This window comes from Acidovorax sp. Leaf191 (assembly GCF_001424425.1).
Taxonomy (GTDB): Bacteria; Pseudomonadota; Gammaproteobacteria; order Burkholderiales; family Burkholderiaceae_C; genus Acidovorax.
This window is the reverse complement of the sequence record NZ_LMPT01000002.1, coordinates 1-15,112: the sequence shown is the minus strand read 5'-3', so window position 1 is coordinate 15,112 and position 15,112 is coordinate 1. Positions and strand designations below refer to the sequence as shown.

At 67.4% G+C, this 15,112-nt stretch carries 13 protein-coding genes; all 13 read left to right on the top strand.

Annotated features, from left to right (window positions below; genetic code table 11):
* The first annotated feature begins 61 nt into the window (after positions 1-61).
* The 13 genes from argB (at position 62) to ASG27_RS03865 (ending at position 14,872) form a co-directional block, all read left to right on the top strand.
* Positions 62-952, top strand: coding sequence for an acetylglutamate kinase (gene argB, locus ASG27_RS03925; protein WP_056164040.1), 891 nt, complete (start codon positions 62-64; stop codon positions 950-952).
* Between the two features lie 57 nt (positions 953-1,009).
* Positions 1,010-1,702: a response regulator transcription factor gene (locus tag ASG27_RS03920; RefSeq protein WP_056164036.1), complete on the top strand. Its 693-nt coding sequence runs from the start codon at positions 1,010-1,012 to the stop codon at positions 1,700-1,702.
* 139 nt (positions 1,703-1,841) lie between these two features.
* The gene (locus ASG27_RS03915; protein WP_056413901.1) at positions 1,842-3,293 is read left to right on the top strand and encodes a sensor histidine kinase; all 1,452 of its coding nucleotides are present in this window, start codon (positions 1,842-1,844) and stop codon (positions 3,291-3,293) included.
* Between the two features lie 220 nt (positions 3,294-3,513).
* Complete coding sequence (slmA, locus tag ASG27_RS03910) at positions 3,514-4,176, top strand: nucleoid occlusion factor SlmA (RefSeq protein ID WP_056413898.1); 663 nt, start codon at positions 3,514-3,516, stop codon at positions 4,174-4,176.
* Positions 4,177-4,460: 284 nt separating this feature from the next.
* The gene (locus tag ASG27_RS03905; RefSeq protein WP_056413895.1) at positions 4,461-5,213 is read left to right on the top strand and encodes a TetR/AcrR family transcriptional regulator; all 753 of its coding nucleotides are present in this window, start codon (positions 4,461-4,463) and stop codon (positions 5,211-5,213) included.
* Positions 5,214-5,218: 5 nt separating this feature from the next.
* Entirely contained in the window at positions 5,219-7,015 is a 1,797-nt protein-coding gene (locus tag ASG27_RS03900; RefSeq protein WP_056413892.1) for an acyl-CoA dehydrogenase C-terminal domain-containing protein, read from the top strand.
* A 59-nt stretch (positions 7,016-7,074) separates the two neighbouring features.
* Positions 7,075-7,512: a DUF2147 domain-containing protein gene (locus tag ASG27_RS03895; RefSeq protein WP_056164020.1), complete on the top strand. Its 438-nt coding sequence runs from the start codon at positions 7,075-7,077 to the stop codon at positions 7,510-7,512.
* A 116-nt stretch (positions 7,513-7,628) separates the two neighbouring features.
* Entirely contained in the window at positions 7,629-10,031 is a 2,403-nt protein-coding gene (locus ASG27_RS03890; protein WP_056413889.1) for a 3-hydroxyacyl-CoA dehydrogenase/enoyl-CoA hydratase family protein, read from the top strand.
* 11 nt (positions 10,032-10,042) lie between these two features.
* Complete coding sequence (locus tag ASG27_RS03885) at positions 10,043-10,552, top strand: DUF4442 domain-containing protein (RefSeq protein ID WP_056414180.1); 510 nt, start codon at positions 10,043-10,045, stop codon at positions 10,550-10,552.
* A 15-nt stretch (positions 10,553-10,567) separates the two neighbouring features.
* Positions 10,568-11,767: an acetyl-CoA C-acyltransferase gene (locus ASG27_RS03880; RefSeq protein WP_056413886.1), complete on the top strand. Its 1,200-nt coding sequence runs from the start codon at positions 10,568-10,570 to the stop codon at positions 11,765-11,767.
* Between the two features lie 437 nt (positions 11,768-12,204).
* Entirely contained in the window at positions 12,205-13,134 is a 930-nt protein-coding gene (locus ASG27_RS03875; protein WP_442854080.1) for an alpha/beta hydrolase family protein, read from the top strand.
* Between the two features lie 27 nt (positions 13,135-13,161).
* Positions 13,162-14,088, top strand: a complete 927-nt coding sequence (locus ASG27_RS03870; protein WP_200912397.1) for an acyl-CoA thioesterase — start codon at positions 13,162-13,164, stop codon at positions 14,086-14,088.
* Between the two features lie 7 nt (positions 14,089-14,095).
* Positions 14,096-14,872, top strand: a complete 777-nt coding sequence (locus tag ASG27_RS03865; RefSeq protein ID WP_056164012.1) for an enoyl-CoA hydratase — start codon at positions 14,096-14,098, stop codon at positions 14,870-14,872.
* The last annotated feature ends 240 nt before the right edge of the window (positions 14,873-15,112 follow it).

The following is a 15,112-nucleotide window of genomic DNA, read 5'->3' as shown; positions in this document are numbered from 1 at the left end:
CGCGCCGCGAATGCGGCACAATTTGCGCTTCACATTTTCTTCTTGCGGATGGCACGCCTCCATGACCGACCTTCTTTCGATTGCTCCACGCGACAAGGCTGAAATCCTGGCCCAGGCGCTGCCTTACATCCGCAAGTTCCATGGCAAGACCATGGTCATCAAGTACGGCGGCAACGCCATGACCGACCCGGCCCTGCAGGCGGACTTCGCCGAAGACGTGGTGCTGCTCAAGCTCGTGGGCATGAACCCCGTGGTCGTGCACGGCGGCGGCCCGCAGATCGAGACGGCCCTGAACCGCCTGGGCAAAAAGGGCGAGTTCATCCAGGGCATGCGCGTGACCGATGCCGAGACCATGGAAGTGGTCGAGTGGGTGCTGGCCGGCGAGGTGCAGCAGGACATCGTGGGCCTGATCAACCAGGCCGGCGGCAAGGCCGTGGGCCTGACCGGGCGCGACGGCGGCATGATCCGCGCGCAAAAACTCAAGATGGTGGACAACAAGAACCCCGCCATCGAGCACGACGTGGGCCAGGTGGGGGACATCGTCTCCATCGACCCCAGCGTGGTCAAGGCGCTGCAGGACGACGCGTTCATTCCCGTCATCAGCCCCATCGGCTTCGGCGAGAACAACGAGAGCTACAACATCAACGCCGACGTGGTGGCCAGCAAGCTCGCCACCGTGCTGCAGGCTGAAAAGCTCATGCTCCTGACCAATACGCCCGGCGTGCTGGACAAGCAGGGCAACCTGCTGACCGACCTCACGGCGCGCGAGATCGACGCGCTGTTCGCGGACGGCACCATCTCGGGCGGCATGCTGCCCAAGATCGCCGGCGCGCTCGATGCCGCCAAGGCCGGCGTGCACGCCGTGCACATCATCGACGGCCGGGTCCCCCATGCCATGCTGCTGGAGATCCTCACGGATCAGGCCTACGGCACGATGATCCGCTCGCACTGAGGCCATGATGATGCCGGGCGGCGGTCATCTTCCGGTGGGCCACCAGGGAGCGCAGGCGTGAGGCTGCTGCTCGTCGAGGACGACGTCATGGTCGCCAGCGGCATCAAGCTGGGCCTGTCGGATGCAGGCTACGCGGTGGACTGGGTGGGCAGCGGCGAGCGCGCTGAAGAAGTGCTGCGCACCGAGTCGTTCGACGCAGCCATCATCGACATCGGCCTGCCCGCCATGGACGGCCTGGAACTCACCCGCCGCCTGCGCCGCCCCGACATGGCCAGCCCGTCGATGCCGGTGCTGATCCTCACCGCGCGCGATGCCCTGCACGACCGCGTCCAGGGCCTGGACCTGGGGGCCGACGACTACATGGTCAAGCCCTTCGAGCTGCCCGAGCTGCTGGCCCGCCTGCGGGCCCTGCTGCGCCGCTCGCAGGCCGCCACCACGGCGGTGCTCAGCTTCGGCCCGCTCGAGCTCGACACCGCGGGCCGCCGCGCCACGGTGCGCGCGGGCGATGGCGATCTGGTCATCGAGCTCGGCCCCCGCGAGTGGACCGTGCTCGAATACCTGCTCATCAACGCCCCCAAGCCCGCCAGCAAGGACAAGCTGCTGCAGGCGCTGACCGGCTGGGACAAGGAGATCACGCCCAACGCGGTGGAGGTCTACGTCTCCCGCCTGCGCGGCAAGCTGGAGCCGCACGGCGTGGCGCTGCGCTCGATCCGCGGGTTCGGCTACCGGCTGGAGCTGCAGGCGGCCTGACCGGCCCCCATCGGCCCACCAGACCCACGGCCAGTCCGTCCATCGGCCAGCCTGCCAACTCGCCCATCTGCCGTCTGCTCCCGCCATGACGCCGACGCCACCCCGGTCCACCCCTTCGCAGCGGCCCGGCCTGCGCGCCATGACCTCGGACCTGCGCAACCGGCTGCTGCTGCTGCTGGTGCTGCCGCTGTGCCTGCTGGCCATGGTCGGCGTGTGGCTGGACTACCGCTCGGCCGACGACGCCGCCAACCGGCACGACCAGCGCCTGCTGCGCCTGCTGCCCGCGCTGTCCGACTCGGTGCTGGCCCCGGCCATCCGCGACAACGAACCGCCCCTGCTGCTGCTCGCGCCGCCGGTAGAGGACTTCCTGCGCCAGAACGCCGGCTTCTCGGGCTACAGCGTGCGCGACCCGTCGGGCAAGCTTTTGCTGGGCGACGACTGGGTGCACAGCGCCGTGCCCACCACGCAGGCGCCCGAGTTCCACAGCGTGGAGTTCGGCGGCGTGACCTACCGCGTGGCCGTGCAGCGCGGGCGCACCGGCGCGGGCGAGCTGGTGGTGGCCCTGGCCGACGGCTCCGACCCCCGCCAGCAGTGGGCGCAGCAACTGCTGCTGCGCGTGCTGCTGCCCAACCTGGTGCTGGTGGCCGCGGCGGCGCTGGCCATCCACTGGGCCGTGGGCCGCGCCTTCAAGCCACTGGTGGACCTGGCCGACGCGGTGGAGGACCGCTCCCCCCGCGACCTGAGCCCCATCGACGAAGCCGCGTCCCCGGCCGAAGTGCGCCCGCTCGTGCACTCGCTCAACCGGCTGTTCGCGCTGGTCAATGCCCAGGCCGAAGGGCAGCGCCGCTTCGTGGCCGACGCGGCGCACCAGCTGCGCACGCCCCTGGCCGGCCTGCAGGCCCAGGTGGAGGCCTGGGCCATGATGGCCAAGGCAGCGGCGCCACCGCGTGTCTCGCTGCCGGATCTGGATGGAAAAACGGCCCTACCGCACGATGGGCGGGCGCAAGGTGCTATTGTTTTAGGAGTCGACCAAATCGAGAAGCTGCGCAACGCCACGCGCCGCACCTCGCAGTTGGCGCACCAGCTGCTCGCCCTGTCGCGGGCCGATGCGCGCAGCCTGGACGCCCAGCAGACGCAGCGGGTGGACCTGAAAGACCTGTGCGAAACCCTGCTCGAAACCTTTCTCGACCCCGCCACGGGCAAGGGCCTGGACCTGGGCCTGGAGGTGCAGCCGGTGCACGTCACCGGCCACGGCTGGCTGCTGCGCGAGCTCTTGTCCAACCTGGTGGACAACGCCATCAAGTACACGCCGGCGGGCGGCATCGTCACCATCCGCTGCGGCATGCGCCAGGGGCGCACGGGGCCGCCCCGCGTGTTCCTGGAGGTCGAGGACGACGGCCCCGGCGTGCCCGAGGCCGAGCGTGCCCGCGTCATGCAGCGCTTTTACCGCGTGCCCGGCACGGTGGGGGAGGGCACCGGCCTGGGGCTGGCCATTGCGGACGAGATCGCCCGCGTGCACCGCGCGTCCCTCACGCTGGGCACGGGTGCGCAAGGCCACGGACTGCTCGTCACGGTGGTGTTCCCGCTGTAGCCACGGCAGGCAGTCCGGGGTGCAAAGCCCTGTGCGAGAATCATTTACATACAAGATTGACTTGTGCAAACATGGCGCCGGCCCTCGCTGGCGCCATGGGGGGCGGCACCACTGCCCCGACGCTTGCACAAGCCCTGTGGATCCCTGTCCTGCTGCCCACCCGCGATGCCCACGGCATGGCGGCTGGTGACGCAGGGCCCTACCTGAGCGCCTGCCCCGCATGTCCGAACTCTCGCCCCTGCCCGAGCCAGTCTCCACCGACGACGCGGAGGCTGCCCCCGCGGCGCGCAAGCGCCCCAAGCCGGGCGAGCGCCGCGTGCAGATCCTGCAGGCGCTGGCCGCCATGCTGGAGCAGCCGGGCGCGGAGCGCATCACCACGGCCGCCCTGGCCGCCCGCCTGTCGGTGAGCGAGGCGGCGCTGTACCGCCACTTCGCCAGCAAGGCGCAGATGTTCGAGGGGCTCATCGACTTCATCGAGCAGACCGTGTTCACCCTGGTGACGCAGATCACCGGCCGCGAGGTGCCCGACCCCGAGCAGCCGCCCGAAGTCGGCGCACGCCAGGCGGCGCGCATCGTGGGCCTGCTGCTGCAGTTCGGCGAGCGCAACCCTGGCATGGTGCGCGTGATGGTGGGCGACGCCCTGGTGTTCGAGCACGAGCGCCTGCAGCAGCGCATGAACCAGTTCTTCGACCGCATCGAATCCACCCTGCGCCAGTGCCTGCGGCCCACGACTGCAGGGTCGTCCACGCCCACGGTGGATGCGCAGGTGGCCGCCAGCGTGCTCACCGCCTTTGCCGTGGGGCGCCTGCAGCGCTACGCCCGCTCGGGCTTCAAGCGCCTGCCGTCGGAGCACCTGGAAGCCAGCCTGGCGCTCATCCTGTAAAGCGGGCCCGGCTACCTGGCTACCCGGCTGTCAGGGCGAAGCGGCGGGCGCTGCCGGCGGCGATGCCAGCACGAGGGCTTGGGCAGCCAAACGGCCGATCCAACGACAGGATCTGTCAGAAGGCTCGATGGTCCAGCGCAGAAGAGCAGGGCAGCGCGTCCCCGCCTTGCCGGTGGCGCCCCCGCAACGCCCGTTTGGGTGGCCCTCCCTATTTTTTTCAGGGGTTTTGGCGGTGCCCTGAAATTGCTGCAGAATAGAACGAACGTTCGTTTTTATTTGCCAGCATGCCCGCCACCTCCGAATCCAGCCAGGCCACCCGCAGCCCGCGTGCCCGCAGCAGCACCGGCCGTGCCCTGCAAAAGGGCCAGCAAACCAAGGCGGCCATCGTCGAGGCGGCGCTGGGCCTGGCCACGCACATCGGGCTGGAGGGCCTGTCCATCGGGGCCCTGGCCGACGTCACGGGCATGAGCAAGTCCGGCGTGTTCGCCCATTTTGGCTCACGCGAAGAGCTGCAGATCTCGGTGATCCGCGAATACCACACCCGATTCGAGCAGGAAGTGTTCTACCCCGCCATGTCCGCCGAGCGCGGCGTGGCGCGCCTGTCGGCCCTGTTCGACAACTGGATGAAGCGCACTTCCATCGAAATCGACTCGGGCTGCATCTACATCAGCGGCGCGGTCGAGTTCGACGACCGCACCGGCCCCGTGCGCGACGCGCTGGCCAGCTCGGTGCTGACCTGGCACGCCGCCATGCGCCGCGCCATCGAGCAGTGCAAGGGCCTGGGCGAATTGCGTGTGGATACCGATGCCGAGCAGATGCTGTTCGAGATCCACGGCCTCATCCTCGCGCTGCACTACGAAGCACGCTTCCTGCAGACCCCCGGCTCCATGGGCCGGGCGGTGCAGGGCTTTCACAACATCCTGGCGCGCTACAGCAGCGCCCCGTCCCCTTCGCCGTCCGCCGCCGCGCCTGCAGCCACCCCTGCCGCCGCCAAGCGCCGCAAAGTTTCCAACCAAACCACCACATCCAAGGAGTAAACCCCATGCCTATCTACACGCCGCCGCTGCGCGACATGCAATTCGTCATGCACGAAGTGCTCAAGGTCAGTGATGAATTCAAGGCAATGCCACCCCATGCCGAGGTGGATGTGGACACCATCAACGCCGTGATCGAAGAAGCCGGCAAGTTCGCCGCCGAAGTGACCTTCCCGCTCAACATCAGCGGCGACACCGAAGGCTGCGTGCTCGACAAGGCCACGCACGAGGTCAAGCCCCCGTCGGGCTTCAAGGACGCCTACGCCAAGTACGTCGAAGGCGGCTGGGCGGCGCTGTCGTGCGACCCCGCCTATGGCGGCCAGGGCCTGCCCTTCGTGCTGAACCAGTGCCTGTACGAAATGATGAACTCGGCCAACCAGGCCTGGACCATGTACCCCGGCCTGTCGCACGGTGCGTACGAAGCCCTGCACGCCCACGGCACCGAAGAGCAAAAGGCCCTGTACCTGCCCAAGCTGACCAGCGGCGAGTGGACCGGCACCATGTGCCTGACCGAACCCCATTGCGGCACCGACCTGGGCCTCTTGCGCACCAAGGCCGAACCCCAGGCCGACGGCACCTACAAGATCACCGGCAACAAGATCTTCATCAGCGCCGGCGAACACGACATGACCGCCAACATCGTGCACCTGGTGCTGGCCCGCCTGCCCGATGCGCCCAAGGGCAGCAAGGGCATCAGCCTGTTCGTCGTGCCCAAGTTCAACATCAATGCCGACGGCTCGCTGGGCGACCGCAACCCCATCTACTGCACGGGCCTGGAGCACAAGATGGGCATCCACGGCAACGCCACCGCGCAGATCGCCATCGACGGCGCCATCGGCACCATGGTGGGCCAGCCCAACAAGGGCCTCGCTGCCATGTTCGTGATGATGAACGCCGCCCGCCTGGGCGTGGGCAACCAGTCGCTGGGCCTGACCGAAGTGGCCTACCAGAACGCGCTGGCCTACGCCAAGGACCGCATCCAGATGCGCAGCCTGTCGGGCGTGAAGGCCAAGGACAAGGACGCCGACCCCATCATCGTGCACCCCGACGTGCGCAAGATGCTGCTCACCGCCAAGGCCTACGCCGAAGGCGGCCGCGCCCTGCAGATCTTCTGCACGCTGCTGCTGGACAAGGTGCACAGCCACCCCGATGAAAAGGTGCGTGCCGAATCCGAAGAGATGGTGGCGCTGCTCACCCCCATCGTGAAGGCCTTCATCACCGACAACGGCCACATCAGCACCAACGCGTGCATGCAGGTCTTCGGCGGCCACGGCTTCATCAAGGAATGGGGCATGGAGCAGTACGTGCGCGACAACCGCATCAACATGATCTATGAAGGCACCAACACCATCCAGTCGCTGGACCTGCTGGGCCGCAAGATCCTGGGCAACAACGGCGCCACGCTCAAGAAGCTGGGCAAGCTGATCGGCAAGCTGGTGGAAGAAGAAGGCGTGAACGAGAAGATGGCCGAGTTCATCAACCCCGTGGCCATGCTGGGCGACCAGATGACCAAGTTCACCACCGAGATCGGCTTCAAGGGCATGCAGAACCCCGACGAAGTGGGCGCCGCGGCCGTGGACTACCTGCGCGTGGCCGGCCACCTGGTGTTCGGTTACCTGTTCGCCCGCATGGCCCAGGTCGCGCTGCGCGAGATCGCCGCCGGCAACACCGACCCCTTCTACGGCGCCAAGCTGCAGACGGCCCGCTTCTACTTCGCCAAGCTCTTCCCCGAGACCGCGACGCTGATGCGCACGGCCCGCGCTGGCAGCAAGGTGCTGATGGATACGGACCTGGCCCTGGCCTGATCTCCCCAGTCACCACACCGTTCCCTGCGGATCTTCAGCCTTTTTGCCACGGAGCGCTTATGTATAAAGCGGTAGCAGCTATTGTTTTGGTAGCGGGTGCCTTGCCGGCCTGGGCGCAGATGACGCCCGAAGGCCTGTGGCGCAACATCGACGACAAGACCGGTGAAGCCAAGGCCGAGATCCGCATCCGCGACATCGGCGGCGGCGTGCTGAACGGGGCGCTGGAAAAGCGCCTCACCAAGGACGCCAAGCCTGACGACGTCTGCGACGAATGCTCGGACGACCGCAAGGGCAAGCCCATCCTGGGGCTCGAGATCATCCGCGGCGCCAAGAAGGCCGACGGTAAGGAAGTGTGGGAGGGCGGCAAGATCCTCGACCCCGAGAACGGCCGCAACTACACCCTGCGCATGACGCCCATCGAGGGCGGCAAGAAGCTCGAAGTGCGCGGCTCCATCGGCCCCTTCGGCCGCTCGCAGACCTGGATCCGGGTCCAGTAAGCGCCAACCCCTATCAACACTCCGTTCGCCCTGAGCTTGGCCCCAGGGCCTGGTGGCCACCTCCCCGCCAAGGCGTCGACAGGCTCAGCCCGAACGGTTTTGAAATGACACAAACCATGTCCAGATTCCAAGTGAAAAAAGTCGCCGTGCTCGGCGCAGGCGTGATGGGCGCGCAGATCGCTGCGCACCTGGTCAACGTTAAGGTGCCGGTGGTGCTGTTCGACCTGCCCGCCAAGGAAGGCCCGAAGAACGGCATCGTCACCAAGGCCGTCGAAGGCCTCAAGAAGCTCAAGCCATCGCCCCTGGGCGTGGCCGACGACGCGGCGCTGATCCAGCAGGCCAACTACGAAGAGCACCTGCACCTGCTCAAGGAATGCGACCTCGTGATCGAGGCGATTGCCGAGCGCATGGACTGGAAGCTCGACCTGTACACGAAGATCGCACCCCACGTGGCCAAGCACGCCATCCTGGCGTCCAACACCTCGGGCCTGTCGATCACCAAGCTGTCTGAAGTGCTGCCCGAGAGCATCAAGCCGCGCTTTTGCGGCATCCACTTCTTCAACCCCCCGCGCTACATGACGCTGGTGGAGCTGATCAACACCCCCACCACCCAGCCCGAAGTCCTCGACCAGCTCGAAGCCTTCGTCACCAGCGGCCTGGGCAAGGGCGTGGTGCGCGCGCACGACACCCCCAACTTCGTGGCCAACCGCGTGGGCATCGCCGGCATGCTGGCCACCATGAAAGAGGTCGAGAACTTCGGCCTGACTTTCGACGTGGTGGACGACCTCACGGGCAAGAAGCTCGGCCGCGCATCGAGCGGCACCTTCCGCACCGCCGACGTGGTGGGCCTCGATACCATGGCCCACGTCATCAAGACGCTGCAGGACAACCTGAGCATCGAGACCGATCCGTTCTACGAAAGCTTTGGCACGCCCGCCGTGCTCAAGAAGCTGATGGAACTGGGCCACCTCGGCCAGAAGGCCAAGGCCGGTTTCTACAAGAAGGTCGGCCGCGACGTGATGCGCTTCGATCTGGAAGCCGAAGAGTACGTGCCCGGCGGCCAGAAGGCCGACGAGGTGTACAGCCGCATGCTCAAGAAGCCGGCGGCCGAGCGCCTGAAGCTCTTGCGCAACGCCGAAGGCGCACCCGGCCAGTTCCTGTGGGCCATCCTGCGCAACGGCTTTCACTACGCCGCCGTGCACCTGGGCACCATCGCCGACAACGCACGCGACGTGGACCAGGCCATGCGCTGGGGCTTCGGCATGAAGCAGGGCCCCTTCGAGCTCTGGCAAGAGGCCGGCTGGCTCGAGGTGGCGAAGATGATCCAGGAAGACATCGACGCCGGCAAGGCATTGAGCAAGGCGCCGCTGCCCGAGTGGGTCTTCAAGGGCCCCGTGGCCGAAGCCGGTGGCGTGCACACCGCGCAAGGCTCGTGGAGCGCATCGCAAGGCAAGTTCGTGCCCCGCCGCCAGCTGCCCGTGTACGAGCGCCAGATCTTCCCCGAGACGCTGCTGGGCGAGACCAACCTGCCCGACTGGCGCACCGCCGGCACGACCATTGCCGAATCGAAAGCCCTGCGCACCTGGACGCTCGACGGCCAGATACTGATCGCCAGCATCAAGAACAAGATGCACGCCATCAGCCCCGAAGTGATGGAAGCCCTGACCGAAGCCGTGGAGCTGGCCGAGTCCGAATACCAGGGCATGGTCATCTGGTCGGGCGACGCTCCGTTCAGCGTGGGTGCCGACCTGGAAGCCACCATGCCCGCCTTCATGGTCGGCGGTGCCGATGCGGTCGAAAGCATCGAGCAGGAACTGCAGAACCTGATGCTGCGCATCCGCTACGCGCAGGTGCCCGTCGTCGCTGCCATCCACGGCATGGCGCTGGGTGGCGGCTGCGAGCTGGCCGTGTACTCCGCCAAGCGCGTGGCCCACATGGAAAGCTATATCGGCCTGGTGGAAGTCGGCGTGGGCCTGGTGCCCGGCGCGGGCGGCCTGACCTACATCGCGCGCCGCGCCGCCGAGAACATGGCGGCCTCTACCGGCAAGGACATCCTGCCCTTCCTGACCGAAGGCTTCACCGCCGCCGCGATGGCCAAGGTGGGCACCAGCGCGCTCGAATCGCGCAAGCTCGGCTACCTGCTGGAGTCCGACATCATCGTCCCGCACAAGGACGAACTGCTGTTCGTGGCCGTCAACGAAGCCAAGTCCATGGCCGCCAGCGGCTGGCGCGCCCCGCACAAGCGCCTGTTCCCCGTGGCGGGCCGCAGCGGCCTGGCCACCATCAAGGCGCAGCTCGTGAACATGCGCGACGGCGGCTTCATCAGCGCCTACGACTTCAAGGTCAGCACCATGATCGCCGAGGTGGTCTGTGGCGGCGACGTGGATGCCGGTGCCCTGGTGAGCGAGGAATACTTGCTCACGCTGGAGCGCAAGGCGTTCTGCCACCTGATCGCCCAGCCCAAGACGCACGAGCGCATCCTGGGCATGCTCTCGACAGGCAAGCCTGTTCGCAATTGACCGCCATCACCATGACGGACCACGCCCCCAACAAACTCCAGCGCTCGCTGATGCGCCTGGACGAGGCACCCGCCTTCATGCGCGGCTTCGTGCAGAACATCATCCTGCGCCGGGCCGTGCCCTTCACCGGCACGGCCGGGGTGAAGTTCGTGTCGCTCACGCCCGAGCGTGTGGAAGTGCGCCTGCCCAATGAGCACCGCGTGCAGAACCACATCGGCGGCGTGCACGCCTCGGCCATGAACCTGCTGGCCGAGACGGCCACGGGCATGGTGGTCGGCATGAACGTGCGCGACGACTGCATCCCGCTGGCCAAGGAGCTGTCCATGGCGTTCAAGAAGCGCGCCACGGGCGGCCTCAAAGCCGTGGCCACGCTGACCGCCGAGCAGCGCGCCGCCATGCAGGCCAGCGACAAGGGCGAGGTGCAGGTCGCGGTCACCGTGACCGACGACGCCGGCGTGGAGCCGGTCGAATGTGTATTTACGTGGGCCTGGATTCCTTCCAGCCGCCCCGCCAAGCATTGAAGGAGTTTCAACACCATGGCTCAAAAACAAGTCCAGGACGCCTACATCGTCGCTGCCACGCGCACCCCCATCGGGCGCTCGGGCCGCGGCTATTTCAAGAACACCCGCCCCGATGACCTGCTGGTCGCCGCCATCAAGAGCGCGATGACCCAGGTCCCCACGCTGGACCCCAAGGCGATCGAGGACGCCATCATCGGCTGCTCGTTCCCCGAAGGCGAGCAGGGCATGAACATGGCCCGCATCGCCGTGGGCCTGGCGTTCGACCACCCCGTGGGCGGCGTGACCGTGAACCGCTTTTGCGCATCGGGCATCACCGCGCTGCAGATGGCTGCCGACCGCATCCGCGTGGGCGAGGCCGACGTGCTGATCGCCGGCGGCGCCGAGTCCATGAGTCTCGTGCCCATGGGCGGCAACAAGCCATCGTTCAACGCCGAGATCTTTGCGCGCGACGAGAACGTGGGCATCGCCTACGGCATGGGCCTCACGGCCGAGAAGGTCGCGCAGCAGTGGAAGATCAGCCGCGAAGCGCAGGACGCCTTCGCGCTCGAATCGCACCTGCGCGCCATCAAGGCGCAAAAGGCCGGTGAGTTCACCGACGAAATCACGCCCTTCGAGGTCGTGGAGCGTTCGCCCAACCTGGCCACTGGCGAAGTGGTGGAAAAGCGCCGCACCGTGAGCCTGGACGAAGGCCCGCGCCCCGACACCTCCCTCGAAGGACTGGCCAAGCTCAGGCCCGTGTTCGCCGCACGCGGCAGCGTCACCGCAGGCAACAGCTCGCAAACCAGCGACGGCGCCGGTGCGCTCATCGTGGCCAGCGAAAAGGCGGTCAAGCAATTCGGCCTCACGCCCCTGGCCCGCTTCGTGAGCTACGCCGCCCGCGGCGTGCCGCCCGAAATCATGGGCATCGGCCCCATCGAGGCGATTCCTGCGGCCCTGCGGTATGCGGGCTTGAAGCATGAAGACATCGGCTGGTTCGAGCTGAACGAAGCCTTTGCGGCGCAGTCGCTCGCTGTGATCAACACGCTGGGGCTGGACCCGAGCCGCGTGAACCCGATGGGCGGCGCGATTGCGCTGGGCCACCCTCTGGGCGCCACGGGCGCGATCCGCGCGGCGACGGTGGTGCATGCGCTGCGCAGGCACAAGCTGAAGTACGGCATGGTCACCATGTGCGTAGGGACAGGACAAGGCGCCGCCGGCATCATCGAGGCGTTGTAGGGGGTAGGCTACTGCGCGGGTCATCTGCGTCGTTGGGCGGTGCTCGGAATCCTCACGTACTTCAAGTACGTTCCGGTTCCTGTGCTCCGTCCGCCTAGCAGCTGATCCCGCTCGCTACGCCCTGGAGGGCGGGGTGTGAAAGCAAGGGAACCGGGCAGGAGAGGATTCTGATGTCTCATCCCGACCCGACCCGACCCGACCCGACCCGACCCGACCCGACCCGACCCGAGACCCCGACCCTCCCCTGCCCCCGCCCGTTCGGGCTGAGCCTGTCGAAGCCAGTCCACGAGTCCCACCCGTTCGGGCTGAGCTTGTCGAAGCCTGGGCACCGGATCCCCACCCGTTCGGGCCGAGCCTGTCGAAGCCAGGGCCCAGCTCAGCGATAGTTTTCTTTTCTTCAAGCCGGCGCAGATCGGTTTCGAAACAAGGAGACAGACATGATCAACAAGCAAACTTTGCAGGTCCACCACGGTGCCGTGTCGCTGGCACTGCGCGTCTATGAACCCGAGGGCGCACCGCCGCGCGCCAGCGTGGTCATCGGTGGGGCGATGGGGGTGCGGCAGTCGTTCTATGAAGGCTTTGCGCTGTGGTTGTCGCAGCAGGGGTTTCGGGTCACCACGTTCGACTACCGGGGGCATGGCGATTCGCTGCAGGGCGCCATGCGCGATGTGAAGGCCGACCTGTTCGACTGGGCGCAGGACTACGAGGCAGTGATCTCCGCCGCCAAGGCCGCGCTGCCCGCGCAGCCGCTGTACCTGCTGGGCCACAGCCTGGGCGCGCAGCTGCCGGGGCTGCTCCAGAAGCCCGAGCAGGTGGCGGGCCTGCTCAGCGTGGCTGCGGGCAGCGGCTACTGGCGCGACAACGCACCGCAGCTCAAGCGCATCGTTCCGTATTTCTGGTGGGTGCTGGTGCCCCTGGCCACGCGGCTGTGCGGGTACTTTCCGGGGCGCACGCTCAAGAAGGTGGGCGACCTGCCGGCGGGTGTGATCCTGCAGTGGCGGCGCTGGTGCCTGCACCCGGACTACAGCGTGGGCGCCGAAGGGCCCGCGGTGGCGCAAAGCTATGGCGCAGTGCGCTTTCCGGTGCTGGCCCTGTCGATGGCCGATGACGAGCTGATGACCCTGCGCGGCACGCACAACCTCGTCAACCTGTACGCCAACACCGAGCGCCGCGTGGAGAGCATCACGCCCGCCGACGTGCAGGTGCGGCGCATCGGGCACTTCGGGTTCTTCCGCGACCAGTTCCGCCAGAGCCTGTGGCCGCGCGCTGCCGCTGCTTTCATGGCGCTGGGCACTGCGGCGGGCCGGCCTTCCGGCGATGGGCCGGTGGCAGCAGCGGCGGGCGCAGTCGCCGGCACGACGATCTGAGTCTTCATTTGGCGGCACACTCACAGCATGACTTCCGCAACCACATCCCTACCGCACCCCCTGGACGAGGCGCTGCAGCTGCGGCGCACAGCCGATGCGCAGTCGGCCGAGCCTGTGTCGTCTTCGTCTTCGTCTTCTTCGGCACCTGCATCCGAATCTGCCGCGGCGGCCATTGCTGCAGGCCAGTACGAAGGCACCACGCACCCGGGCTACTGGAACATGGTGGGCCCGTTCGGCGGCATCACGGCGGCCACGCTGCTGCAGGCCATCCTGCAGCACCCCCAGCGCCTGGGTGATCCGCTGTCGCTCACCGTGAACTACGCAGGCGCCCTGACGGCCGGCGCGTTCACCGTGCAGGCCGTGCCGGTGCGCACCAACCGCTCCACGCAGCACTGGACGCTGTCCATCCTGCAGCCCGACGCCGATGGCGCCCCGGTGGTCACCACCACGGCCACCGCCGTCACGGCCGTGCGCCGCGAGACCTGGAGCGTGGGCGATGTGCCCATGCCCGAGGTGCCCCGGCCCACGGACCACCAGGCTATCGTCGCGCCGCCGGGCGCTGTGGAATGGCTCAACCGGTATGAGATGCGCCCCATCACCGGCTTCATCCCGCGCACCTGGGACGGCAGCGGCGACCACAGCCTGACGCAGCTGTGGATGCGCGACGCACCCCCGCGCGCCCTCGACTTCTGCGCGCTGGCCGCACTGGCCGATGTGTTCTTCCCCCGCGTGTGGCTGCGCCGTGCGCGCCAGGTGCCTGCGGGCACCGTGTCCATCACCGTGTACTTCCATGCCACGGCCGAACAGCTGCAGGCCACGGGCACCGGCTTTTTGCTCGGCCAGGCGCGCGGGCAGGAGTTTCGCAACGGCTTCTTTGACCAGACCGTGCAGCTGTGGAACGAGGCCGGCACCATGCTGGCCACCAGCCACCAGATCGTTTACTACAAGGAATAAGAGCACCATGAGCACTGCGACCCCCGACATCCTCGCCCACACCGAAGCCGGTGTGACCACCATCACTTTCAACCGCGTGGACAAGAAGAACTCCATCACGCGCGACATGTACGCCGCCATGGCGGACGCGCTGGACGCCGCCCAGGCCGACGCCAGCGTGCGCGTGGTGGTGTTCCAGGGCGACGTGGCGATCTTCAGCGCGGGCAACGACATCGGCGACTTTCTGCAGCAGCCCCCGGCCACGCAGGACTCGCCCGTGTTCCGTTTTCTGCGCGGCATCGCGTCCTTTCCCAAGCCCGTGATCGCCTCGGTCTGCGGCCCGGCCGTGGGCATCGGCACGACGATGCTGTTCCATTGCGACCTGGTCTACGCGGGCGACAACGCGGCGTTCTCCATGCCGTTCGTCAACCTGGGCCTGTGCCCCGAGGCCGCATCGAGCCTGCTGGTGCCGCAGATGCTGGGGTATCACCGTGCGGCTGAAGCGCTGCTGCTGGGCGAGCCGTTCATGGCCGAGGCGGCGCTCGAGGTGGGGCTGGTGAACCGTGTGGTGCCACCTACCGAGTGCAATGGGGTGGCGCAGGCGCAGGCGCGCAAGCTGGCGGCCAAGCCGTTGTCTTCGTTGATCGAGACGAAGCGGTTGATGAAGGGGGGGCAGACGGCGAAGGTGTTGGAGGTGATGGCGGAGGAAGGTGAGAGCTTTGGGCGCATGCTGCGTGAGCCGGCGGCGCGGGAGGCGTTTTCTGCGTTTATGGAGAAGCGCAAGCCTGATTTCAGTGCGGTCTGAAGTGGCGGGAAACCTGGGCCTTTGGCACCCCAGGCCGTTCGGGCTGAGCTTGTCGAAGCCGTTGTCCGTCATCACTGTCCGTTCGGGTTGAGCTTGTCGAAACCTTGCCCTTCCGTAACCCCATCCGTTCGGGTTGAGCTTGTCGAAACCTGGGTGCTGCTCGCGGGCTCGCTGATTCGGCAGCATGCCTGTGTTGAGGGCGGGAGCCGGGGTGCGCGCCCGGCGGCGCGGTAACTTTCT

Excerpts from the sequence above, each read along its gene's own strand:
- argB (WP_056164040.1), top strand. The coding sequence starts at position 62 with ATGACCGACCTTCTTTCGATTGCTCCACGCGACAAGGCTGAAATCCTG.
- ASG27_RS03915 (WP_056413901.1), top strand. The coding sequence starts at position 1,842 with ATGACCTCGGACCTGCGCAACCGGCTGCTGCTGCTGCTGGTGCTGCCG.
- slmA (WP_056413898.1), top strand. The coding sequence starts at position 3,514 with ATGTCCGAACTCTCGCCCCTGCCCGAGCCAGTCTCCACCGACGACGCG.
- ASG27_RS03905 (WP_056413895.1), top strand. The coding sequence starts at position 4,461 with ATGCCCGCCACCTCCGAATCCAGCCAGGCCACCCGCAGCCCGCGTGCC.
- ASG27_RS03900 (WP_056413892.1), top strand. The coding sequence starts at position 5,219 with ATGCCTATCTACACGCCGCCGCTGCGCGACATGCAATTCGTCATGCAC.
- ASG27_RS03895 (WP_056164020.1), top strand. The coding sequence starts at position 7,075 with ATGTATAAAGCGGTAGCAGCTATTGTTTTGGTAGCGGGTGCCTTGCCG.
- ASG27_RS03890 (WP_056413889.1), top strand. The coding sequence starts at position 7,629 with ATGTCCAGATTCCAAGTGAAAAAAGTCGCCGTGCTCGGCGCAGGCGTG.
- ASG27_RS03885 (WP_056414180.1), top strand. The coding sequence starts at position 10,043 with ATGACGGACCACGCCCCCAACAAACTCCAGCGCTCGCTGATGCGCCTG.
- ASG27_RS03880 (WP_056413886.1), top strand. The coding sequence starts at position 10,568 with ATGGCTCAAAAACAAGTCCAGGACGCCTACATCGTCGCTGCCACGCGC.
- ASG27_RS03875 (WP_442854080.1), top strand. The coding sequence starts at position 12,205 with ATGATCAACAAGCAAACTTTGCAGGTCCACCACGGTGCCGTGTCGCTG.
- ASG27_RS03870 (WP_200912397.1), top strand. The coding sequence starts at position 13,162 with ATGACTTCCGCAACCACATCCCTACCGCACCCCCTGGACGAGGCGCTG.
- ASG27_RS03865 (WP_056164012.1), top strand. The coding sequence starts at position 14,096 with ATGAGCACTGCGACCCCCGACATCCTCGCCCACACCGAAGCCGGTGTG.